The sequence below is a fragment of the Microbacterium sp. As-52 genome, assembly GCF_049949185.1.
Lineage (GTDB): Bacteria > Actinomycetota > Actinomycetes > Actinomycetales > Microbacteriaceae > Microbacterium > Microbacterium maritypicum_A.
Genome location: NZ_CP188171.1, coordinates 818,714 through 841,301, shown reverse-complemented (window position 1 = coordinate 841,301; position 22,588 = coordinate 818,714). Strand labels below are relative to the sequence as shown.

General features: G+C 68.9%; 25 protein-coding genes. 11 read left to right on the top strand and 14 right to left on the bottom strand.

Annotated elements, in window-relative coordinates:
* Positions 1-58: 58 nt before the first annotated feature.
* From rplM to glmM, 3 genes are read left to right on the top strand one after another with little or no spacing between them, the layout of a single operon-like run.
* A complete protein-coding gene (rplM, locus tag ACLFA2_RS04065; RefSeq protein ID WP_017828209.1) occupies positions 59-505 on the top strand; it encodes a 50S ribosomal protein L13 in 447 nt (148 codons plus the stop codon).
* Between the two features lie 27 nt (positions 506-532).
* Positions 533-1,018: a 30S ribosomal protein S9 gene (gene rpsI / locus ACLFA2_RS04060; RefSeq protein WP_017828210.1), complete on the top strand. Its 486-nt coding sequence runs from the start codon at positions 533-535 to the stop codon at positions 1,016-1,018.
* A 14-nt stretch (positions 1,019-1,032) separates the two neighbouring features.
* Complete coding sequence (gene glmM / locus ACLFA2_RS04055; protein WP_021198971.1) at positions 1,033-2,391, top strand: phosphoglucosamine mutase; 1,359 nt, start codon at positions 1,033-1,035, stop codon at positions 2,389-2,391.
* 34 nt (positions 2,392-2,425) lie between these two features.
* Here the strand turns inward: glmM and ACLFA2_RS04050 are convergent, their stop codons facing one another.
* Together ACLFA2_RS04050 and ACLFA2_RS04045 are read right to left on the bottom strand one after the other, a co-directional pair.
* On the bottom strand, positions 2,426-3,376 hold the full coding sequence (locus tag ACLFA2_RS04050; RefSeq protein ID WP_426622079.1) for a helix-turn-helix domain-containing protein: 951 nt from the start codon (positions 3,374-3,376) through the stop codon (positions 2,426-2,428).
* Positions 3,377-3,575: 199 nt separating this feature from the next.
* A complete protein-coding gene (locus ACLFA2_RS04045) occupies positions 3,576-4,520 on the bottom strand; it encodes a Ppx/GppA family phosphatase (protein ID WP_347125007.1) in 945 nt (314 codons plus the stop codon).
* Positions 4,521-4,549: 29 nt separating this feature from the next.
* On the opposite strand from ACLFA2_RS04045, the gene coaA reads away from it, so the two are divergent.
* The 8 genes from coaA (at position 4,550) to ACLFA2_RS04005 (ending at position 13,245) form a co-directional block, all read left to right on the top strand.
* Positions 4,550-5,503 (top strand): type I pantothenate kinase, encoded by a 954-nt coding sequence (gene coaA, locus ACLFA2_RS04040; RefSeq protein ID WP_021198968.1) that lies wholly within the window; start codon positions 4,550-4,552, stop codon positions 5,501-5,503.
* Between the two features lie 74 nt (positions 5,504-5,577).
* The gene (glmS, locus tag ACLFA2_RS04035) at positions 5,578-7,425 is read left to right on the top strand and encodes a glutamine--fructose-6-phosphate transaminase (isomerizing) (RefSeq protein ID WP_426622078.1); all 1,848 of its coding nucleotides are present in this window, start codon (positions 5,578-5,580) and stop codon (positions 7,423-7,425) included.
* A 95-nt stretch (positions 7,426-7,520) separates the two neighbouring features.
* A complete protein-coding gene (locus ACLFA2_RS04030; RefSeq protein WP_167253230.1) occupies positions 7,521-7,880 on the top strand; it encodes a holo-ACP synthase in 360 nt (119 codons plus the stop codon).
* Entirely contained in the window at positions 7,877-8,983 is a 1,107-nt protein-coding gene (gene alr / locus ACLFA2_RS04025; protein ID WP_167253232.1) for an alanine racemase, read from the top strand. Before ACLFA2_RS04030 ends, alr begins: the two co-directional genes overlap by 4 nt.
* A complete protein-coding gene (tsaE, locus tag ACLFA2_RS04020) occupies positions 8,980-9,462 on the top strand; it encodes a tRNA (adenosine(37)-N6)-threonylcarbamoyltransferase complex ATPase subunit type 1 TsaE (protein ID WP_426622077.1) in 483 nt (160 codons plus the stop codon). The genes alr and tsaE overlap by 4 nt, the downstream gene beginning before the upstream one ends.
* Positions 9,459-10,301 (top strand): response regulator transcription factor, encoded by an 843-nt coding sequence (locus tag ACLFA2_RS04015; protein WP_426622076.1) that lies wholly within the window; start codon positions 9,459-9,461, stop codon positions 10,299-10,301. Before tsaE ends, ACLFA2_RS04015 begins: the two co-directional genes overlap by 4 nt.
* Before the next feature lie 212 nt (positions 10,302-10,513).
* Entirely contained in the window at positions 10,514-12,112 is a 1,599-nt protein-coding gene (locus ACLFA2_RS04010) for a sensor histidine kinase (protein WP_021198962.1), read from the top strand.
* Positions 12,109-13,245 (top strand): hypothetical protein, encoded by a 1,137-nt coding sequence (locus ACLFA2_RS04005; protein ID WP_029258638.1) that lies wholly within the window; start codon positions 12,109-12,111, stop codon positions 13,243-13,245. Before ACLFA2_RS04010 ends, ACLFA2_RS04005 begins: the two co-directional genes overlap by 4 nt.
* A gap of 12 nt (positions 13,246-13,257) precedes the next feature.
* Here ACLFA2_RS04005 and csrA read toward each other — a convergent pair whose 3' ends face one another.
* From csrA to ACLFA2_RS03945, 12 genes are read right to left on the bottom strand one after another with little or no spacing between them, the layout of a single operon-like run.
* Positions 13,258-13,509: a carbon storage regulator CsrA gene (gene csrA, locus ACLFA2_RS04000; protein ID WP_029258637.1), complete on the bottom strand. Its 252-nt coding sequence runs from the start codon at positions 13,507-13,509 to the stop codon at positions 13,258-13,260.
* A gap of 4 nt (positions 13,510-13,513) precedes the next feature.
* A complete protein-coding gene (locus ACLFA2_RS03995) occupies positions 13,514-15,577 on the bottom strand; it encodes a flagellar biosynthesis protein FlhA (RefSeq protein ID WP_021198959.1) in 2,064 nt (687 codons plus the stop codon).
* Positions 15,574-16,665 (bottom strand): EscU/YscU/HrcU family type III secretion system export apparatus switch protein, encoded by a 1,092-nt coding sequence (locus ACLFA2_RS03990; protein WP_021198958.1) that lies wholly within the window; start codon positions 16,663-16,665, stop codon positions 15,574-15,576. The genes ACLFA2_RS03995 and ACLFA2_RS03990 overlap by 4 nt, the downstream gene beginning before the upstream one ends.
* The gene (locus tag ACLFA2_RS03985) at positions 16,662-17,423 is read right to left on the bottom strand and encodes a flagellar biosynthetic protein FliR (RefSeq protein ID WP_021198957.1); all 762 of its coding nucleotides are present in this window, start codon (positions 17,421-17,423) and stop codon (positions 16,662-16,664) included. The genes ACLFA2_RS03990 and ACLFA2_RS03985 overlap by 4 nt, the downstream gene beginning before the upstream one ends.
* Positions 17,424-17,427: 4 nt before the next feature.
* Complete coding sequence (gene fliQ / locus ACLFA2_RS03980) at positions 17,428-17,700, bottom strand: flagellar biosynthesis protein FliQ (protein ID WP_021198956.1); 273 nt, start codon at positions 17,698-17,700, stop codon at positions 17,428-17,430.
* Complete coding sequence (gene fliP / locus ACLFA2_RS03975; RefSeq protein ID WP_021198955.1) at positions 17,697-18,512, bottom strand: flagellar type III secretion system pore protein FliP; 816 nt, start codon at positions 18,510-18,512, stop codon at positions 17,697-17,699. Before fliP ends, fliQ begins: the two co-directional genes overlap by 4 nt.
* Entirely contained in the window at positions 18,509-18,973 is a 465-nt protein-coding gene (locus ACLFA2_RS03970) for a FliO/MopB family protein (RefSeq protein WP_426622075.1), read from the bottom strand. Before ACLFA2_RS03970 ends, fliP begins: the two co-directional genes overlap by 4 nt.
* A gap of 32 nt (positions 18,974-19,005) precedes the next feature.
* The gene (fliN, locus tag ACLFA2_RS03965) at positions 19,006-19,665 is read right to left on the bottom strand and encodes a flagellar motor switch protein FliN (RefSeq protein ID WP_021198953.1); all 660 of its coding nucleotides are present in this window, start codon (positions 19,663-19,665) and stop codon (positions 19,006-19,008) included.
* The gene (locus ACLFA2_RS03960) at positions 19,662-20,594 is read right to left on the bottom strand and encodes a flagellar motor switch protein FliM (RefSeq protein WP_051668043.1); all 933 of its coding nucleotides are present in this window, start codon (positions 20,592-20,594) and stop codon (positions 19,662-19,664) included. The genes fliN and ACLFA2_RS03960 overlap by 4 nt, the downstream gene beginning before the upstream one ends.
* A 49-nt stretch (positions 20,595-20,643) precedes the next feature.
* Complete coding sequence (locus tag ACLFA2_RS03955; RefSeq protein ID WP_029258633.1) at positions 20,644-21,453, bottom strand: OmpA/MotB family protein; 810 nt, start codon at positions 21,451-21,453, stop codon at positions 20,644-20,646.
* On the bottom strand, positions 21,450-22,259 hold the full coding sequence (locus tag ACLFA2_RS03950; protein WP_021198950.1) for a motility protein A: 810 nt from the start codon (positions 22,257-22,259) through the stop codon (positions 21,450-21,452). The genes ACLFA2_RS03955 and ACLFA2_RS03950 overlap by 4 nt, the downstream gene beginning before the upstream one ends.
* Positions 22,259-22,507, bottom strand: coding sequence for a flagellar FlbD family protein (locus tag ACLFA2_RS03945; protein ID WP_021198949.1), 249 nt, complete (start codon positions 22,505-22,507; stop codon positions 22,259-22,261). Before ACLFA2_RS03945 ends, ACLFA2_RS03950 begins: the two co-directional genes overlap by 1 nt.
* Between the last annotated feature and the right edge of the window lie 81 nt (positions 22,508-22,588).

The following is a 22,588-nucleotide window of genomic DNA, read 5'->3' as shown; positions in this document are numbered from 1 at the left end:
ACCACCCCGGAGTGGGATTCACGAACTTCTCCGTTCGACACAAGAAAGCAGCACTATCGTGACGCGCACTTACACCCCCAAGGCTGGCGAAGTCCAGCGCGATTGGGTCGTCATCGACGCCACTGACGTCGTTCTCGGCCGTCTGGCCTCGCACGCCGCAACGCTCCTGCGTGGCAAGCACAAGCCGACCTTCGCCAACCACATCGACTCGGGTGACTTCGTCATCATCGTGAACGCGGAGAAGGTCGCGCTCACGGGTCAGAAGCTCCAGAAGAAGATGGCCTACCGCCACTCCGGTTACCCGGGCGGCCTGAAGTCGGTCACCTACGCCGAGCTCCTCGAGAAGAACCCGGTCCGCGCTGTCGAGAAGGCCATCCGTGGCATGCTCCCCAAGAACAGCATCGGCCGCCAGCAGCTGTCCAAGCTCAAGGTGTATGTCGGTGCCGAGCACCCGCACGCCGCACAGCAGCCGACGCCGTACACCCTCGACCAGGTCGCCCAGTAAGCGCCGTAAAGACTTAAGGACATACTCGTGGCTGACATCCAGGACACCACCGAAACCCCCCAGAACTTCTCGACGTCGACTCCCGAGACCGACGTGGTCGAGGCGGCTCCCCGCCCCGTCCTCAGCGTCCCGGGCGCCGCTGTCGGCCGTCGCAAGCAGGCCATCGCCCGCGTGCGCATCGTCCCCGGCTCGGGCACGATCACGGTCAACGGCCGCACGATCGAGGACTACTTCCCGAACAAGCTGCACCAGCAGCTGATCAACGACCCGTTCACCGTGCTGAACCTCGCTGGTGCGTACGACGTCATCGCACGCATCTCCGGCGGAGGCCCCTCGGGTCAGGCCGGTGCGCTTCGCCTCGGAATCGCCCGTTCGCTGAACGGCATCGACGAGGAGAACAACCGTCCGACCCTGAAGAAGGCCGGCTTCCTCTCGCGCGACGCCCGTGTCAAGGAGCGCAAGAAGGCTGGACTCAAGAAGGCCCGTAAGGCGCCTCAGTACTCGAAGCGTTAAGGTCAACTGCTCCGATGCCGATCTTTGGCACGGACGGTGTGCGAGGACTCGCCAATGGCACCCTCACCGCCGACCTGGCGCTCACCCTGGCCCAGGCGACTGCTGTCGTCCTGGGCCAGGGCCGTACTGCGGAGGCTCGCAAAGCCGAAGGCAAGCGACTCACCGCAGTGGTCGCCCGGGACCCCCGGGTCTCCGGACATTTCATCGCCGCGGCCGTCGCCGCGGGTCTCGCCTCTTCCGGAGTCGACGTGCTCGAGGCGGGAGTCATCCCGACGCCCGCTCTCGCTTTCCTCGTCGCCGATCGCGATGCCGATTTCGGCGTGATGATCTCGGCGTCGCACAACGCTGCGCCCGACAACGGCATCAAGATCTTCGCCCGCGGAGGACGCAAGCTCCCTGACGTGGTCGAGTTGCGCATCGAAGAAGCGCTGACCGGCGACAAGCTGCGCCCGACGGGTGCCGGCGTCGGTCGCATCGACCGGTTCTCCGACGCGGAGGACCGCTACGTGGTGCATCTTCTCGGATCGCTCCCGAACCGGCTGGACGGCATCCACGTGGTGCTCGACTGCGCCCATGGCGCGGCCTCGGGTGTCTCTCCGGAGACATTCCGCGATGCGGGAGCAGAGGTCACCGTGATCGGTGCCGACCCTGACGGCTGGAACATCAACGACGGTGTCGGCTCGACTCACCTGGACAACCTGGCCGAGGCCGTCGTGCGTCTCGGGGCCGACATCGGCATCGCTCACGACGGCGACGCCGACCGCTGCCTCGCCGTGGACGCCGAGGGCAATCACATCGACGGCGACCAGATCATGGCCATCCTCGCAGTGTCCATGAAGGAGCGCGGCCACCTCACGGACGACACGCTGGTCGCCACGGTGATGAGCAATCTCGGTCTGCATGTCGCCATGCGCGAGCACGGGATCACCGTGCGCCAGACGGCCGTCGGAGACCGTTACGTGCTCGAGGACATGAACGAGGGCGGGTACGCCCTCGGCGGTGAGCAGTCCGGTCACGTCATCATGAGCGAGTACGCCACGACAGGCGACGGAATCCTCACCGGCCTCCACCTGGTGGCCGAGATGGCGCGGCAGAAGAAGTCGATCGCTGAGCTCGCCTCGGTGATGACGGTCTACCCGCAGGTTCTCATCAACGTGCGCGACGTGGACAAGGATCGCGTGTCCGATGACGAGGTCGTGCAGCAAGCCGTCCGTGACATCGAGTCCGAGCTGGGCGACTCCGGACGGGTGCTGCTGCGCAAGTCCGGCACCGAGCCGTTGGTGCGCGTGATGGTGGAGGCAGCCGATGCCGAATCCGTGCATGCGTACGCCGGACGCCTCGCAGAGGTGGTCCAAGAGCGCCTGTCGCTCTGACCTGACCTGACGCTACGACGGCCGATCGCTGATCTCAGCGATCGGCCGTCTCGCGTTCGCCGCTCAGTGATCCCGTGTCGCTCTGCGATCCCGTGCCGCTGTGGGCGCGCAGTGCCCGCGGCGTGGCTCCGTAGTCCTCCTGGAGCGCGCGACGGAGGCTGATGGGGGAATGGAAGCCGGAGCGCTGGGACACCTGCTCGATGCTCAGCGCATCGAAACGGCTGTCGATGAGAAGCGATCGGGCGCGGCGCGCGCGCTGGTGTCTGATCTCGCCGGCCACACTGTTCTCCACTTCGGCGAAGACCAGCTGGAGCTGACGGAGGGAGACCTGAACCTCGCGGGCGACGAGGTCAGGATTCAACGCCGGGTCGCCGCACTGCTGTGCGATCACGGCGATGGCGCGGTCGCGCAGCGCGGCGTGGGGAGAGCGTTGCGGGGACGCCGTGTCGACGCGGTCGAGCAGGATCGCTCCGCTCATCTCCACGATCAGATGCTCCATGGCATATCGCTCGATCGCCGTCGCGTCGTCGTCGACGGTGAGGACCTGCTCGATGAACGCCTGCATGGCGCGATCCAACGGGCGCCGCTCTTCGAGGACTCGACTGGTGGCGGGCAGCGTCGCGACGAACGACCCGAGCGCGGAGCGGGGAACATAGGCGGCGATGATGCGCCAGGCACCGTCGCACCGAACACGTTGGTCGATCCCGGGCGGGGCGATCACGAGCCCGTTGCCGAGCGGCACCCACGGGCCGTGCTGCTCCTTCGCCGAGAATCCCCCTGCCTCCACGAAGGCGAAGACGGCGTGGTGCGGGTGCGCGGTGGTGGTGTCGATCGCCAGTTCGGTCGCCGTGCCCTGCATCGACAGCAGGATCACAGGCCCGGGCGTCCGCCGCGTCGCGCGGATCGTCGCCGGATCGTCGACTGCGCGTACGCCGTGCGAGATCAGTTCGGCCGAGCCGATGGCCAATGCCTCTCCCGGACTCACTCAGCACCCCCCGACGCCGATGATCGATGGGCGGCGCCGAACGATGAGGTCGGCTCGCCGGGCTCGTACCTCCCGCCAGCGGTCTGCGACCGCGGGAGAGGCGCTCGCTTCGTCAGAGGATACCCGCACGGAGGTACGCGGCAACAGGGCGTGTTCGTGCCGCGTCGTCCTCCGCTCATGTTCGAGGGGCGGACTCCGCTCAGGTTCGAGAGGCGGACCAGCTGAGCTGTTCGATGTACCTCAGCAGCACGCCTTCGCGCAGAGCCCATGGCGACACTTCGAGCTCGTCGACGTCGAGGGCCGTCATCGCCGTATGCAGAGAGACCGCGGCGGCCACGATCTGGAACGTCCGGTCCGGAGTGATGCCCGGCAGCTCCTGCCGCGCGGAGGCGGGAAGGCGTGCGAGGCGCGGGATCCACGACCCGAGGGCGGCGCGGGGAAGCAGCATCCGCTCGCTTCCCGACCATCCCGGTACCGGGTAGCCGACCAGGCGGGCAAGGGAGCGGATCGCCTTCGACGATCCGACGACATGGTCTGGGCGGGGGAGGGCGACGAACCGCGGCAGCACATCGGCCAAGGTTGTCGTCGCGTGCGCGCGCAGCCGCTCCACCTCGGCCTCGCCCGGAGGATCGTGCGGCAGGAACTGCACCGTCATGCGTCCGGCGCCGAGCGGAACGGACGCGGCCGCGTCCGGCATCTCCTCCGCGCCGGCGGCGATCTCCAGCGAGCCGCCGCCGATGTCGAGGAGCAGGATCTGACCGGCGGACCAGCCGAACCAGCGCCGTACCGCGAGGAACGTCAGCTCGGCCTCGGTCTCACCGTCGAGCACCTGCAACGGCTGGCCGAGGGCTGCTTCGATACGGGCGATGACCTCGCTGCCATTGCGCGCGTCGCGAACCGCACTCGTCGCGGTGGCCAGCAGCGCGTCGACACGCTCGCTCTCGGCCACACGCCGTGCCTGCGCGACCGCTTCCTCGAGCGCGGCGACGCCCTCCTCCGAGATGGAGCCGTCGGGGGTGAGATAGCGCATGAGGCGCAGCACCGTCCTATCGCTCGTCGTCGCGAGCGGCCGTCCACCGGGACGGACGTCGGCAGCGAGCATGTGGACGGTGTTGGATCCGATGTCGAGGACTCCCAGGCGCACGGGAAGAGACTACTCGCCCCCCGGATACGATGTACTCCGTGACCACCGCCGACCCCACACTGCCGCTGTCGCCCTATCGGGAGATCGGACGCGCGGAATGGGCGCGGCTCGCGGCCGGGCTCGACCAGCCGCTCACCGAGACCGAGGTCGTCGAGCTCCGCGGTATCGGGGACCGTCTCTCGCTCACCGAGGTACGCGAGGTGTACCTGCCCCTGAGCCGCCTGCTGAGCCTGTACGCCACGGCGACGAAACGGCTGGGGGCGGCGACCTCCTCCTTCCTCCAGGAGGACGACACCACGACGCCGTTCGTCGTAGGCGTGGCCGGTTCCGTGGCGGTGGGCAAGTCGACCATCGCCCGTCTGCTGCGCGAGCTCATGAGCCGTTGGCCGGGGACGCCGCGGGTGGAGCTGGTCACCACGGATGGCTTCCTGTACCCGAACGCCGAGCTCGAGCGCCGCGGGATCATGGACCGCAAGGGCTTCCCCGAGTCGTACGACCGGCGCGCGCTGATCGAGTTCCTCACCGAGGTCAAGAGCGGTGCCACCGAGGTGCGCGCCCCGTTCTACTCGCACATGCGCTACGACATCGTGCCGGACGCGAACGTCGTGGTGCGTCGCCCCGACGTCGTCATCGTGGAGGGGCTGAACGTGCTGCAGCCGCCGCCGGCTCCGAACGATGTCGCCGTGAGCGACCTGTTCGACTTCTCGATCTTCGTCGACGCCGATACGTCGCATATCGAGAAGTGGTACGTCGACCGCTTCCTCGCACTCCGGCAGGCGGCCTTCAGTAACCCTTCGTCCTACTTCAACGTGTTCGCGCACCTCACGGACGACGAGGCGATCACGACGGCTCTCGGCTACTGGAACGAGATCAACATGCCCAACCTCATCGAGAACGTGATGCCCACCAGGCACCGCGCGCGCCTGGTGCTGCGCAAGGGTGCCGACCACGATGTCGAGACGGTGCTGCTGCGCAAGCTCTGACCCCGCGTGCGACCCGCGACGGGGCGGAAGAATGTACGGACGACTCGCAAAAAACTCGTCTTACTCTTGATCGCATGTGTGGAATCGTCGGATACGTGGGCCCGCGCCCCAGCCAGGAGATCCTTCTCGCAGGCCTCGCACGCCTGGAGTACCGCGGATACGACTCGGCGGGTGTCGCCGTCATCGATGGCGGCGGCTCGCTCGGCATGCGCAAGAAGGCGGGAAAGCTCGCCGTGCTGCGCGATTCGCTCGCCGACGCGCCGCTCCCTGACGGGTCGACCGGTATCGGGCACACCCGCTGGGCGACCCACGGAGGACCGACCGACGGCAACGCGCACCCGCACCTTGCCGACGACGACAAGCTCGCCGTCATCCACAACGGCATCATCGAGAACTTCGCCGCACTGCGCGACGAGCTCCTCGCCGACGGCGTCGTGTTCCGCAGTGAGACCGACACCGAGGTCGCTGCTGCGCTCCTCGGACGCGAGTACGCCGGCAACGGCGGCGACCTGCAGCTCGCCTTCCGCAGCGTCGTGAACCGCCTCGAAGGTGCGTTCACCCTGCTGGCGATGCACCAGGACCACCCCGGTCTGGTGGTCGGCGCCCGCCGCAACTCCCCGCTCGTGATCGGACTCGGTGAGGGCGAGAACTTCCTCGGCTCCGACGTCGCCGCGTTCATCGAGCACACGCGCAAGGCGCTTGCGATCGGCCAGGATCAGATCGTCTCGATCACCCCCGACGCCGTCACCGTGATGGACTTCGCCGGTACGCCCGTCGAGCCCGAGCCGTTCGACGTGTCGTGGGATGCCGCCGCTGCCGAGAAGGGCGGATGGTCGAGCTTCATGGCCAAGGAGGTCGCAGAGCAGCCCGAGGCCGTCGCCAACACCATCCGCGGTCGCATCCACGACGGACAGGTCGTCATCCCGGAGCTCGACGGACTGGACGAGCTCTTCGTGGGTATCAACCGCGTGATCATCACCGCCTGCGGCACGGCGTCATACGCGGCGTTGGTGGGCAAGTACGCGATCGAGCAGTGGGCACGTGTCGCCGTCGACGTGGAGCTCGCCCACGAGTTCCGCTACCGCGACCCCGTGATCGGCGCCGACACCCTCGTCGTGTCGATCAGCCAGTCGGGCGAGACCATGGACACCCTGATGGCCGTGAAGTACGCCAGGGAACGCGGTGCGCGCACCCTGTCGATCTGCAACACGCAGGGCGCCACGATCCCGCGCGAGTCGGATGCCGTCGTGTACACCCATGCCGGCCCCGAGGTCGCCGTGGCCTCGACCAAGGCGTTCTCCGCGCAGATCACCGCGCTCCTGCTGCTGGGCCTGCACATGGGCCGGGTGCGCGGTGCGGTCGCCGATGCCTCGGTCGACGTCGACGAACTCGCTGCGCTTCCCGACAAGATCGCCAAGGTGCTCGAGAGCGAGCAGGAGCACGTCACCCAGCTCGCCGGGTGGATGGCCGACACCCGCTCGGTGCTGTTCCTGGGACGCCACGTCGGGTACCCGATCGCCCTCGAAGGTGCTCTCAAGCTCAAGGAGATCTCCTACATCCACGCCGAGGGCTTCGCCGCCGGCGAGCTCAAGCACGGACCGATCGCACTGATCGAACCCGGGCAGCCGGTGTTCGTGCTGGTTCCGTCGCCGCGCCACTCCGCGCTCGTGCACTCCAAGGTCGTCTCGAACATCCAGGAGATCCGCGCGCGCGGTGCCCGGGTGATCGTGATCGCCGAGGAAGGCGACGCCGCCGTGCTGCCGTTCGCCGACGAGGTCATCCACATCCCGCTCGCCGGAGCGATGTTCGAGCCGCTGCTCGCGGTCGTGCCGCTGCAGATCTTCGCGATGGCGCTGGCCACGGCGAAGGGCCTCGACGTCGACCAGCCGCGTAACCTCGCCAAGTCGGTCACGGTCGAGTAGACCCGCCCTCCGAATCGCGCGAATGGCTTCGTTTCCAGTGGAAACGGAGCCATTTGGGCGATTTCAACCGGAATCAGGCTCGGTAGGCTGAACGGGTGATCATCGGCACCGGAATCGACCTCGTGGACATCCCGCGATTCGAGCGGACGATGGCACGGACGCCGCGATTGCGCGAACGGCTCTTCGCCCCGCCGGAGCGCACCCTCCGCCTTCCGTCCCTCGCCGCCCGCTACGCGGCCAAGGAGGCGCTGATCAAGGCGCTCGGTGGCTCGGACGGCGTGCACTGGACCGAGATCGAGATCGCGTCGGAGCCGTCTGGTCGCCCGCATTTCGTGCTCTCCGGCTCGACGGCCGCCGTCGTCGAGGAACGCGGCATCCTGACGCTGCATCTGACACTCACCCACGACGCCGGTCTCGCCGCAGCGTTCGTCGTCGCCGAAGGAGCACCGCTGTGACCGTCCCGTTCCGCGAAGCGACCATCGATCTCGACGCGATCGCCGACAACGTGCGTCATTTCCGACGACTCACCGGGGTCGAGGTGATCGCCATCGTGAAGGCCAACGCCTACGGCCACGGCGCGGCGGCGGCGGCCGTCGCGGCGCTCTCCGCCGGTGCCACCCGCGTCGGCGTCGCCGAGATCCCCGAGGCGCTCGAACTGCGCCGACAGGGCGTGCGTGCACCGATCATGGCGTGGCTGCACGCGCCGGGGGAACGATTCGAGCACGCCGCCGCGGAGGACATCGAGGTGGGGATCTCGTCGTTCGACCAGCTCGAGGCGGCCGGAGCTGCCGCCACGGTCGACCGTCCGGTCGGCGTGCACCTGAAGTTCGAGACCGGGCTGTCGCGCAACGGCATCGCCCCCGCCGACTGGGGCCGCGTGCTGGCCGAGGCCGCGCGCCTCGAGCGCATCGGACGCCTGCGCATCGTCGGGCTGTTCAGCCACCTCTCCAACACGTCGGTCGACGACGACAGAGCTGCGCTCGCGAAGTTCGAGGAAGGCGTCGCCGCGGCGGCGGCTTTCGGCATCCGCCCCGAGATCCGGCACATCGCTGCGACGGCCGCCGCCATCGACCTGCCGGAGATGCGCCTCGACGCGGTGCGCATCGGCGTGGGGCTCTTCGGCCTCTCGCCGTTCGACGACCGCAGCTCCGCGGAGCTCGGTCTGCGCCCGGCGATGACGCTCCGCGGTGCGATCGCCGCCGTCCGCAGAGTGCCCGCAGGAACCGGCGTCTCCTACGGCTACGACCATCGCACCGACCGCGACACGACGTTGGTCCTGGTGCCTCTCGGATACGCCGACGGGGTGCCGCGGAACGCATCGGGAAAGCTCCCGGTCTCGATCGGCGGACGCCGGTTCGTGAACGTGGGACGCATCGCGATGGACCAGTTCGTCGTCGACGTCGGAGACGCTCCGGTCTCGATCGGCGATGAGGTGGTCCTGTTCGGCGACCCCACCCTCGGCGTACCGTCCGCGACGGACTGGGCGGATGCCGCCGACACCATCAACTACGAGATCGTCACCCGCATCGGTCCGCGCGTCCCCCGGCGGACCTCGTGAGCGTGGACCCTGCGTTCCTCGGTCGACGAGAGATCGCGACCGCCGACGCGATGGAGCAGTTGGGCGTGCGGATCGGGGAACAGCTGGAAGCCGGCGACCTGCTCGTCCTGACGGGCCCGCTGGGCGCGGGGAAGACCACGTTCACCCGCGGCCTCGCCGAGGGGCTCGGAGTGCGCGGTCCCGTGCAGAGTCCGACCTTCGTCATAGCCCGCACGCATCCCTCGCTGGTCGGCGGAGCGCCACTCGTGCATGTCGACGCCTACCGGCTCGGTTCCGCCGCGGAGCTCGACGACCTCGATCTCGACCTCGAGCGATCGGTCGTGGTGGTGGAGTGGGGACGCGGTATGGCCGAGGAACTGGCCGACTCGTGGTGGGATGTCGAGGTGGAGCGCCCGGTCGGATCCTCCGATCTGGACCCGTCGGAGCTCGACGCCGACGCGCCGAGGGTCGTCACGATCGTGCGAGAGAGCATCGCATGACCCCGGCCGTGGATCGCGCTCTCGTCGCCGTGATCGTCGAGGACGACCCCGATGTGCGATCCCTCCTGGAAGAGGTGTTCCTCGCCGCCGGTTTCGAGACGATCCTCACCGGTTCCGGGTTGGAGGGGCTCGCGGCCATCGAGCAGCACCACCCGGTGATCACGACGCTCGACATCAATCTCCCCGGCATCGACGGCTTCGAGGTCGCACGACGCATCCGGCGGATCAGCGACACCTTCATCATCATGCTCTCCGCGCTCTCCGAGGAGTCCGACGTTGTCCTCGGCCTCACGTCCGGAGCAGACGAGTATCTGGTGAAGCCGTTCCGTCCGCGCGAACTGCGTGCGCGCATCGAGGCGCTGCTGCGGCGCCCCCGCGTCGCCGATCCCCGCCCCTCGGAACCCCACCCTTCCGAACCCCGCTCCGTGCTTCCCCGGCTCCCGGAGACCGGACGAGCGGCGGTCGAGCCCGACCCGGCGGCAGACGGTGCCACCGTCCTCACCTGGCGGGGCCGTGTCCATCGGGATCTCAGCCTCGACCTCGACACACGGATGGTCCTGATCGGGCAGCGGCGCATCGACCTCACGCCGACCGAGTTCGACCTGCTCGCGATGCTGCTCGAGGCCGGGCTCCGCGTGCGCAGCAAAGCCGATCTCGCGCGAGGGTTGCGCGGGGCACCCGAGGGCTCGAGCGAGTACGTGAGCGAGCCGGACAAACGGGCGATTGAGACCCATATCGCCAATCTGCGGCGCAAGCTCCGCGACAGCACGACGCAGCCGCGCTACATCGAGACGGTGCGCGGCGTCGGCTATCGTCTCACGCCGGCCGATGGTCCGTGAATGCCGCGGGGCGGGACCGTGGTTCCCCAACCACGGCCCCGGTTGCCTGCGAATCCCCACTCGCGTGGCCCCAGCGTCTGCGTTGTTCCCCAGTCGCAGTATCGGCCCCCACTCAGAATGCTAGGGGTGCGAGGCCGCCTGAAGAGCGGGCTGCATCGATCTTTGAGTAATCTTGCGGCAAAGCTGAGGTTCGAGGGGGAGGGTGAGCGCTGATGGTCCGCACTGTGTCTATCTGGCGCTGGCAGCTCGTCTTCACCGGCAGCATCGTGGCGATCGTCGTGATGATCACCGCGTTCAAGCCGCAGACCTTCGCCAACCCACTGGTGGTCGCCGGCGTCGGTCTCGTGATCGTCACCACGCTCATGACCCTGGCGCTGCCGTGGCACCGGCTCCCGCGCACGGCCGCCACCGTCGTGCCGCTCCTGGACGCGCTCGCCGTGGGCTTCACGACCAACGCTCCCGACCTCCGCCTCGGGTTCCTCTGGGTCTTTCCCGTCGTGTGGCTGGCCAGCTACTTCACGATGCCCTGGGTGCTCGGAGGCATCGCCTTCATCAGCGCCACTCTCGTGCTGTTCGCCGATCAGAGCGGTACCCCGGCCGACATCCTGCTACGGCTGCTCACCCTCGTGATCACCCTGGGCTTCCTCGGGGTGACGGTCCGCATCGGCGCGCAGCGCTCCCGCGCCGCGCGCCGCCTCCTGCAGCGCCGATCCGAGCAGGTCAACCGCGCCGCCGAGCGGGCGGAGGCGAACCAGCGACGCGTCACGCAGATCGTCGACGCGCTGAGCGTGGCGCTCGTGGTCGTGACGACTGGCGGGCGCGTCCTGCAGATGAACGACGCCTACCGCACGCTCTACGGTCGTGATCGCTTCGGTGCCGCTCTGCCCTCGGCCGCGGTCGAGTACGACGCGCGGCGTGGCACGGCGCTTCCGCCATCGCGCACCTCGCTCGCCCGAGCCGCCGGTGGCGAGCGGCTGCAGGCGGAACGGGTGTGGCTGTTCGACGGCACGGGACAGTGGCGTGCGCTCGAGGTGAGCACACAGCCGATGGCCACCGCGGGAGAGGGCGAGGACATCACGCTCGTCGTGATCGACGACGTGACGGCGCTGCTCGAAGTCGACGAGGAACGACGCACCTTCAATGCGGTCGTCTCCCATGAACTGCGAAATCCGCTCACCGCGATCCTCGGTCACGTCGATCTGCTCCGCGAGCGCGACGACCTGCCGGGACGCGTGCCGGCGCAGCTCGAGATCATCGCGCACGCGGGTGAGCGGATGCAGGACCTGGTCTCGAGCATCCTGCAGCAGACGAGCCGCTCCGCGCAGGAGCCGTTCGCCCCGGTCGATCTGCGCGAGGTCGTCGAGGCGGCGGCCGCCTCGTACGCACCCGTCATCGCCGGCAACCGACAGGAGCTCGGGATCGGGGGCGCCGCACGCCTGGTGATCTCGGGCGATCCCTTCCGGCTGCGGCAGGTGCTCGACAACCTCCTCAGCAACGCCGCCAAGTACACCCCTGCAGGAGGGCGCATCGAAATCGGTCTGGGGACGGCCACGACGGGTCAGGCGGAGGTCACGATCGTCGACGACGGATTCGGGATGACCCCGGAGGATCTGTCACGGGTGTTCGAGCCCTACTTCCGCACCGAGAGCGCTGTGCGTGCCGGCATCAGCGGCACGGGACTGGGAATGGGGATCGTGCGCGAGATCGTCGCTGCGCATGAGGGCAGCATCGACGTCTCCAGCGAGATCGCGGTCGGCACCCGGGTGACACTCCGCTTCCCGCCGCGTTCCCCGGAAGAGGTGCAGACGTGAACCCGCTCGTCCCCGTCAACGTCGACATCACGACGAGCATGGTGGCCGTCGTCACCGTGCTCACGGTGATGGTCGTGGGCCTCGGCACCCTCGCCCGCCCGTCGAAGGCGACGGTGACCTGGGGAGCGGCCTTCGGCCTGGGGATGCTGGCGGCCTACCTCTGGCTCGCGGGCCAGCAGACCGAGGAACCGGTGTTGCGCGGAGCCGCTTCCGCGTTGATGCTCTGCTTCGAACCGCTGGTCTGGATCGGCCTGCGGATGCACCTCGGTCGGCGAGCGCGCTGGTGGCCGGTCGTCGTCTTCATCCTGGTCTCTCCCACGCTCCTGGTGGCCACGGCCGGCAGCGTCTGGTATCTGCCCTCGTTCCAGCTCGTCTTCCTCGGGAGCGCCGTCTTCGCAGGCCTGGTGGCCTACGAGCTGCTGCGGGACAGGCCGGCCGTCAGGGACATCGTGCTGCCGTTGGCCCTCGCTTCATGCGGCTTCGTCGTGGTGGCGGTCGTGAGCGCCGTGTCCGCCCTGGTCTCCGGTGGCGCCGGCACCGAGGCGCAGTTGAGCGCACTGCGCGGTATGAATGCCGTCGGCACGGTGGTGGTGAGCACGTGCGCGGCGTTCACCCTGGTGCTGCTGGTGCGTTCGGAGCAGAAGACGAGGGACGCCGATGACATCGCCGACCGCGCCCGTCGCCGGCTCCGCAAGGCCGAGGCGCAGAACGACCTGCCGTGGTCGGTCCTCGACATCCGGCTCGACGATCCGGCCGACCTCCGGGAGGCGTCGACGGGTTCCGCGTTCGCCATGATCGTCGACCGTTTCCATCACGACATCCAGGAGGGGCTCCCCGCGTCGGCCGACGCCGATCGGGTCGCCGACGGTCGCGCGATCGTCGTCATCCGCGGTGGCGACGAGTCGGTCCGGCACCACCTGCGGGGGATCCTGACCCGCATCTCGGTGATCGACAGGGAGACGGCGGTCACCGGGATCCGATCCTCGGCGAGCATCGGCTGGGCGACCGCCTCGGTCGTCGGTTACGACTACGACGCCCTCGTCGCCGCGGCGGGCAGAGCAGCGGTCAGGGCGCGGGATGCCGGCGGCGATCAGTGGAAGCGCGCCACCGCGGCGGATCTCACGTCGGCCTGAGGAGATGTCCGGCTAGGCGGGGCGGGATTCCCGGCCGCGGGCGAGGGCGGCGGCGATCGCTCCTTCGGCCTCGGCATCGGTCTCCGCGGCGGCGGACACGTTCTCGGCGACGACCGCCTCGATGATCTCGGTGCGCTGGATGCGCGTCTCGCGCGGTGCCTTCACGCCGATCCGCACGCTGTCGCCCTTGATCTCGAGCAGCGTGATCTCGATGTCGCCGTCGATGCGCACGCTCTCACCGATCCGCCTCGTCAAAACCAGCATTCGTTCAGCCTAGTGCTGCGGGGACGACGCCGACCGACGGCGTGGGGATGTCTCGTACGACACCGACGGTCTCGATCGTGAGGGCGGCCGCGGTCGCCTCGGTGTACGAGAGCACAGGGAGGCCGTCCGTCTGCGCCGAGACGAGGCGTCGCACGGCCGGCCGCAGCGACGGTGCGCACACCAGCACCGGCTCGCCGCCCTCGTGTACCGAGGCGACGGCCTGCTTCACGGAATCCACCACCGCCTCCATGCGCTGCGGATCGAACACGATCTGGCTGCCGTCGTCGCCCGGGCGCAGGCTCTCGAGCATCGCCTGTTCGAGCATCGGGTTGATCATCACCACGCGCAGGGTGCCGGCATCCGCGAACCGGGCGGCGATCGCGGGGCCGAGCGCGGCCCGTGCGGCTTCGATCAGGCCCTCGGGGTCGGTGGAGACCCTGGCGCGCAGGGCGAGCGCCTCATAGATGCGGCTGAGGTCGTTGATCGGCACCCGTTCGGCGAGGAGGCCCTGCAGGACGCGCTGGACCTCGGCCAGGGACATCAGCGCAGGCGTGAGCTCCTCGACGGCAGCGGGGGAGACCTGTTTGAGGGCGTCCGTGAGCTGGCGCACGTCTTCGCGGCTGAGCAGGCGTGCAGCGTGGGCGTGGATCACACTGGACAGGTGCGTGATGATCACGCTCGCCCTGTCGATCACGGTCGCACCGGCGAACTCGGCGCTGTGGCGCATCTCCATCGGGATCCACTTGCCTTCGAGCCCGAAGACCGGGTCGAGCGTCGCGGTGCCGGGGAGGCTGTCCAGCCCCTGCCCGAGGGCGAGCACGGAACCCACCGGCGCCGTGCCGCGGCCGGTCTCGACACCGGCGATGCGGATCACGTAGGTCGCCTGCGGCAGCTCGATGCTGTCGCGGGTACGGACGGGCGGCGCGATGAGCCCGAGATCGAGGGCGATCCGGCGTCGGAGGGCCTTGACACGCGCGAGCAGATCGTCGGGTCCGCCGGTGACCAGATCGATGATGTCGGGGGCCAGGAGGATCTCGAGCGGATGCACGCGCATCTTCTCGATGAGTTCCTCGGGCTGGTCGGCCGGGGCGGCGGAGGGGCTCTGCGCGGCGGCGGCCGCCTCCTCGCGCTTCTGGGTCGCCTTGATGCGCTGGGCGATGAGGAGGAGGAGGGCGCCGATCGCGACGAACGGCAGCATCGGCATGTGCGGGATGAGCGACATGATGATCGCGGCGCAGCCGGCGATGATGAGCGCATTGCGGGATTGGCCGAGCTGGGCGGATGCCGCCGTCCCCATCTCCGCCTCCGCCGTGGAGCGGGTCACGATCATGCCGGTGGAGACCGCCATCAGCAGCGCCGGGATCTGCGTGACCAGACCGTCACCGATCGTGAGCAGGCTGTAGGTGTTCACGGCCTCGTCGATCGTCATGCCGTGCTGCACGATGCCGATGGCGATGCCGCCCACGACGTTGATGATGATGATGACGAGACCGGCGATCGCGTCGCCCTTCACGAACTTGGACGCACCGTCCATCGCTCCGTAGAAGTCGGCCTCGGCAGCGACCTCGGCGCGACGCTCGCGCGCCTCCGCATCGGTGATGAGTCCGGCGTTGAGATCGGCGTCGATGGCCATCTGCTTGCCGGGCATCGCATCGAGCGTGAATCGTGCACCGACCTCGGCGACGCGCTCTGCGCCCTTCGTCACCACGACGAACTGGATGACGACCAGGATGAGGAACACGACGGCGCCGATGATGAGCGAGCCGCCGACCGCGATGGCGCCGAACGCCTCGATCACCTGCCCTGCGTACGCCTCGCCGAGCACCAGACGGGTCGAGGCGACGTTCAGTCCCAACCGGAACAGCGTCGCCACGAGCAGCAGCGAGGGGAAGACCGAGAAATCGAGCGGCTTCTTGACGAACATCGACGTGAGCAGGATCACGAGCGCGAACATGATGTTCAGGATGATGAGGATGTCGAGCAGGAACGGCGGCACCGGCACGACGAGGAGCATGATGATGCCCACGACGCCGATCGGCACCCCGAGCTTGGGAAGCAGCTGTCTCATGCGGTCCTCCGGTAGGGAAGGGAGTGGATGCCGCGCGCGGCCCCGCGTCGTCGCAGCGAGTCGACGAACACGAGCACGCGTGCCACGGCGTTGTACAGGTCTTCGGGGATCTCCTGGCCCAGCTCGCACGCGGCGTGCAGGGCCCGGGCGAGGGTGATCTCGCGCACCAGCGGCACACCGGCGCGCACGGCCTCGTCGCGGATGCGCTCGGCGATCACCCCGCTGCCCTTGGCGACGACCTTGGGGGCGGCGCGGCCGGGCTCGTACCGCAGGGCGATCGCGATGTGCGTCGGGTTGACCACGACGACGTCGGAGCCGGCGACGGCCGCGATCATGCGGTTGCGGCTGACGGCGAGCTGACGCGAACGTCGCTGCTGGCGGATCAGCGGATCGCCTTCGGAGTTCTTGTTCTCGTCGCGGATCTCGCGCTTGGTCATGCGTGTGTGCTTGCGGTTGCGGCGCATGACCACGAACATGTCGATCGCGGCGAGGGCCAGGCCGACCCCGATCGCGGTCTGCAGCAGCGCGGTCGTGCCCTCGCTCGCGGTGCCGAGCAGGCGGGAGATCGAGTGCGCGCCGCTCGCGGTCAGCACGGGCATCAGGCTCGCGATCACGAACCAGAGGGCGATGCCGATGGCCGCGGTCTTCATGAGGGCCTTGGCGCCCTCCCAGAGGGCCTGCATGCCGAACACCCGGCGGATCCCGGTGACGAGGTTGAACTGTTCGAAACGGCCGGTGAGCGGCTTCAGATGCACCCCGCCCTGGATGACCGCGCCGATCAGGGTGACGATCGCGACGGCGGCCAGCATCACGGTGAGCGTCGGGAGCACGGAGGCGAGTCCGCGCCCGAGGGCCGCCAGAGCCGCCTGCGGTGTCGGAGCATCGACCAGGGACGTCAGTGTGAGCAGCTGCTCGGTTCCCGCCGAAGCCCCCAGGGCGATGGCCGCCGGCATCGTGACGGCCGCCGCGCCGATCCCCAGCCAGGCGGTCAGATCCTGGCTGCGTGACAGCCGCCCCTTCTTGCGGGCCTCGCTGAGGTGCTTGTCCGTCGCCTTCTCGCTGCGTTCGCCGCTGTCCGTACCGCTCATTCGTGCACCCCCTGCATCATGCGCAGGGCCTGCGCGGCGAGGGAATCGACGATGCCGGGGAGGACGGCGTAGACGGCGCCCGCGAGCAGCAGCGTCAGCAGGATCTTGACCGGGAAGCCCATCGCGAACGCGTTCAGCGCGGGAGCGACGCGGGTGATGAGTCCCAGCCCGACATCGGCGAGGAACAGCACGAGCACCAGGGGCCCGGCGATCTGCACGGCGGCGAGCACCATCTGCGAGACCCCGTCGACGAGGAGCTCTGCGGGTCCCGCCGCCTGGAACATGCCGTCGACGGGCACGGCCTCGAAGCTGCGGGCGAGCCCGGCCAGGATCAGCTGATACCCGCCGGACGCGAACAGCAGCGTCAGCGCGGTCAGGTGGAAGAGCCGGGTGAACTGGGCGCCGTTCACGAGCGAGTGCGGGTCGAAAGCCTGAGCGAGCTGGAACCCGCCGAACACGTCGATCAGGCTGCCGGCCGCCTGCAGCGCCGAGAAGCACAACAGCACGAGGAAGCCGAGCAGGGCACCGGTGACCAGCTGCAGAACCAGGGCCCCGAGGAACGGGCCGGTGTCGAGGTTCACGTAGCCGGGGGCCACGGCCGTGCCCACCGCGAGGGAGAGCCCGATCGCGAGCATCGCCTTCACCCGCACCGGAATCGCCCCGTACGAGAACGGCGGGGCGATCATGATGAAGGCCGTGATGCGCACGGCGGTGAGCATCGTGGCTTCCAGCCAGGCGAAGTCGATCGGGATGTACACGTCGTCATCCGCTCAGCAGCGAGGGGATACGGGCGAACATCTCGTTCGTGAAGGCGATCATCTCCGCGATCATCCAGTTGCCCGCGATGAGCAGGGCGATCCCGACGGCGACGATCTTCGGCACGAACGACAGCGTCACCTCCTGCACCTGCGTGATCGACTGCAGCAGCGAGATGGCGAAGCCCACCACGAGGGCGGTGACCAGCACGGGCGCGGCGAGTTTCGCCGCGATGAGCAGCCCCTGCGTTCCGATGTCGATGACGGCTTCGGGACTCATCCCACCCCTCCGTAACTCTCGAGCAGCGCCCGGATGATGAGCCCCCAGCCGTCGACGAGGATGAACAGCAGGATCTTGAACGGCAGCGAGATCATCACGGGCGGGAGCATCATCATGCCCATCGACATCAGCGCCGCGGCCACGACGAGGTCGATGACCAGGAACGGGACGAAGATCACGAAGCCGATGATGAACGCGGCCCGCAGCTCGGAGATCATGAACGCGGGGATGAGCGTGTACATCGGGACGCTCGAAGGGTCCTCGGGGTTGGGCTGACCCGCCATCCGGGTCATCAGGGCGAGGTCCTCTTCGCGCGTGAAGCGGAGCATCCACTCCTGCAGAGGCAGCTGGCCGACGTCGATGGCCTGCGTGAAGGTGAGCGTGCCGTCGATGTAGGGCTGCACTGCCACCGTGTTGATCTCGGTGAGCACCGGCCACATGATGAACAGCGACAGGAAGAGCGACAGGCCGGCCAGCACCTGGTTGGGCGGGATGGTCGGCAGCGAGAGGGCATTCCTGGTCATCGCCAGCACCACGAAGATCTTCGTGAAAGACGACATCATCAGCAGGAGCGCGGGGGCGACCGAGAGCAGGGTGATGCCCAGCAGGGTCAGGATCGAGCCGGACGGACCGCCGTCGACGCCGTTGATGTCGATCGTGACGCCCTCGCCCGGGTCGTCCGGGGTCACCTGTGCGTGGGCGGCCGTGCCCGACAGGAGCGTCATCACGACGACCAGCACCGCGGCCGCGGCGAGGATCAGTGCGATTCGCCGCAGCGCGCGCCCGTCGACGACCCCACGGGCGACGCTCATCGGGTGCGCCGGATGGCCTCGGCGGTCTGCCGCCAGGTTTCGGGGGAGAGGATGGAGCCACGCAGCGGGTCGTTCCGGTGACGGACCCGGCGTTGCGGCGCCGGGGTCACGGGAGGGCCGCCCGCCGATTCGGTCAGGGCGGTGGCGGCGAGGATGCGGTCGAACTCCTCGGCGTCGGACGCCGCCTCTGACGTCGTCGCCGACCACGTCGACCGTGCGGTCTCCTCCGGCTCATCTGCGGGTCTGACCGGCAGACGGTCGACGACGTTCACGCCGTGCTCGGTGACGCCGAGCACGTACCGGGCGTCCTCCGTCTGAATCACGACGATCTGCGCCTTCGGGCCGACCCCCTGGCGCCCGAGCACCGTGATCGCCTCGCTGTCGCGGCGACGCGCCTGCGTGCGCGCGACGCGTCGCTGCAGGAACCACAGCACCCCGAGCACTGCGGCGAGCGAGAGCACGACCCGTAGGCCGAGCAGGAGGTCGTCCAGGGTCAGGCCTCGACGTTCTCGAGGATGCGGGTGATCCGCACCGCATAGTCCTGGTCGACGACGACGACCTCGCCGTGCGCGATGATGCGTCCGTTGAGCTTGATGTCGGCCGGAGCGCCGGCGGAGCGATCGAGCTCGACGATGCGTCCCGGTTCCAGATCGAGCACATCGCGCACCGCCATCCTGGTGCGCCCGATCTCGACGGTGAGCTCCATCTCGACGCCCGCGATGCGGTGCAGCCGCCGCGAGGACGAGGAGGCACCGGCGGGCGCGCGCGTCACGACGACGGCGAGCCGGCCGACCGTGTGGTCGGCGTCGTCCTGGAGGTCGAAGAGCTGCACGGCCGGGTCGGCGAAGAGGGAGGAGGCATCGCCGACCGTGCCTGCGCCGAGGGCACCGGCACCGAGCGCGCTGGTCGCGCTCTCCAGCGCGTCGCGCAGCCGGTCGGCCAGGGGCGTGCCGCCGAGGCCGTCGACCAGGATCTCGGGTTCGAACAGCTGCACCGCCAACTGCGCGCTCGCCTCGCCGACGAACTGCACGACCAGGGCGTCGCCGGTGTCGCCGGAGACCTGCGAGGCGCGCGCGACGAGAGGGGAGGCGGTCGGCAACGATGCGGCGAAGGCGGCGGCGACGGCGGACTCGTAGGTGGTGGTGCTGGTCACGCGGGCTCCTCGGCGAAAGCGGGATCGGGGACGGTGGTGGTGACGACGCAGGCCAGGCGCGCTCCGGCACTGCCGACGGCCGCCGTGGCGACGGTCTGATCACCGACGGAGAGGACCATCGGACGATCGGCGGAGTGCGGGAACGCGATGACGTCGCCGACGGACAGATCCAGGACCTCGCGGGGCAGCACGGCTCGCGGTGCGAGTCGCAGCGCGATTTCGACCGGGGCGATCTCGACCTGGCGACGGATCCGGGCGGGTGCCGCGGTGCGCTCGTCGTCGGACGGACGCACGGTGAAACCGGCGAGCACGGAGGCCGGCAGCATCACGCTCGTCGGCACGGTGCGACCGGCGAGCCGCATCGAGAACCGTGCGACGATGACGGGTTCGCCGGATGCCGCCACCTGGGCGAACTGCGAGCTGTACTGGATGCCGCTGAAGGCGACCCCGGTGGGGAGAAGACCGTCGAGCGCACCGGTGAGGTGGTCGATCGCGTCGACGATCAGCGATCGGATCAGGGCCTGCTCGATCGGGGTGAACGTGCGGTCCTCTGAGGCTGCGGAAGCTCGTCCGCCCACCATCTGCACGATCCAGGCGGTCGCGGCGGAGGTCGGCAGCTGCACGATGAGGCGCTCTTCCGAGTCGGGCAGGGCGCACACGATCATCGTGGTCGTCGTCGGCAGCGACTGGGCGTACTCGCCGTATGTCATCATGCCGACGTGCTCGACCGCGATGGTGGCGCGCACGTGGATCTTCGCCGAGAGTTGCGCGGACCACTGGCGGGAGAAGGTCTCGAAGGCCAGTTCCAGGGCTCGGGTGTGCTCGCGCGAGAGGGTTGCCGAACGGCCGAAGTCGTACACCTCGACGTCGGCGCTCTTCGTCGCCGTTCCCGCGCGCACGTCGGAGCGCACGCTGTCCTCGATCACCACGAACCGGACTATCGGGCGGTGAACGGCGTGCGTTAGGTGAGAAGGCGGGTCAGGAGGACGGCTTTCCCGCCTGTGCCTGGGGGATGAGCGCGCGCACCTCCTCGTCCGCATCGGAGAGGACGACGATGTCGACCCGTCGGTTCTGGGCCAGGGCATCGGGGGAGTCGCCTGGGGCGACCGGCCTCGTGTCGCCGAATCCGACCGACTTCAGGTGCGCGGGCGGCAGCCCCGAGGCCTCGACGAGGTGCCGCAGCACCTGGGTGGAGCGTCCGGCGGACAGCTCCCAGTTCGTGGGGTACGGGGCGACCGATCCGCGCACGTCGGCGTGGCCCTCGACCGAGATCTCGTTGGCGGTGGTGACCAGCACCGAGCCGAGCGCGTCGAGGACGAGGAGCGCTTTCGCACTGAGCGTCGTGCTGTTCGTGTCGAAGAAGGTCTCGGCACTCACGAGGCCGATCGTGAGGCCGCGCTCATCGATCGTGAAGGTGACGTCGGCTTCGAGACCGTTCTGGGCGAGCACCTGACGCAGGCGCTCACGCAGCGCCGACAGCTCGTTGAACTCGGTCTGCGCAGCGGCGAGGTCGATGTCGGCGAAGTCCTCGCCCTTCTCATCGACCAGTTCGGGAGGCACGACCACGCCTGTCGTGGCGTCGATCTCGTCCGAGGGCTCCTGCCCGAAGCCGGTCGCGAGGGAGGCGCTGAGAGCCTCGAACTTCTCCTGGTCGACGGTCGACATCGCGAACAGCACGATGAACATGCACATCAGCACCGTGACCATGTCCATGTATGACGCCATCCACCGCTCGTCCGGACCGCTGTGCTCCTCCTGCGGCACGCGGCGACGGGCACGGACGCTCATGACGCCTGCTCCGTCTCCTCGGCTGCTCGGGTGCGGGCCTTCCGGCCGGAGCGGGCGGAGGAGCGTTCGGACACGAGGGCTCGCAGGCGCTCGCCGACGAACTGCGGCGGTGCGCCGGCCTGGATCGCGAGCATGCCCTCCATGAGCACGGTCATGCGTTCGAGTTCGAGCTCGCCGAGACGCTGGAGGCGTCCGCCGATGGGCAACCAGATGAAGTTGGCCGAGAGCAGACCCCACAGTGTCGCGACGAACGCTGTCGCGATCATGGGACCGAGCGTGTCGGGCTTGTCGAGTTTCTCCAGCACGTGCGTGAGGGAGACGACGGTGCCGATGATGCCGACCGTGGGTGCGAAGCCGCCGAGCGTCATGTAGAAACGTGAGGCGGTGCGGTTGCGGGCGGCGGTCGATGTGAGCTCATCCTCCAGCAGCGTTCGCAGGTCTTCGGCGTCGGTCCCGTCCGCGATGCTCTGCAGTGCCTGGCGCAGGAACGGGTCCTTCTCGTCCTCGAGTCCCTGCTCGAGGGCGAGGAGCCCTTCGGCGCGCGCCTTCTCGGCGTAGCCGACCACCGTGTCGATCATGCTCGACGCGGTGCGGCGCTCGCCGCGGAAGGCGCGGGGGAGCGACTTGACCGCATGCAGCGCATCGCGCACCGTGCCGCTCGCGATGCCGACGGCGATCGTGGCTCCGAAGACCAGCACCATCGGGGCGGGGATCAGCAGTGATCCGATGGTGGCGCCCTCGAGGTTGATCATGGCGATCAGTGCGCCAAACGCGAGGACCAGTCCGAGGATGAGAGACGGATCCATCAGAGACCGACCTCGGCATCGGGGGCGGCGGAATCCGATCCGGCGGTGCTGATCAGAGCGGCGGCCGTGGCGAGCACTCCGGCGCGGAACCGGGTGATCTGCGCGATCACGTCATCCATCGTCTCGGTGACGACGAAGGTCGCACCGTCGACCATGATGAGCGTCGTGTCCGGCGTGGCCTGGACACGTTCGATCAGGTCGGGATTCACCGCGAACCGCGAACGGTTCAGGCGCGTGAGGACGATCATGGGCTCCATCCTGGAAAGATCCGTCCGTGTTCCGGGGAGCACGGACCCGACGGCCCGTCCTGGGCTGTCGGGGGTGACTGT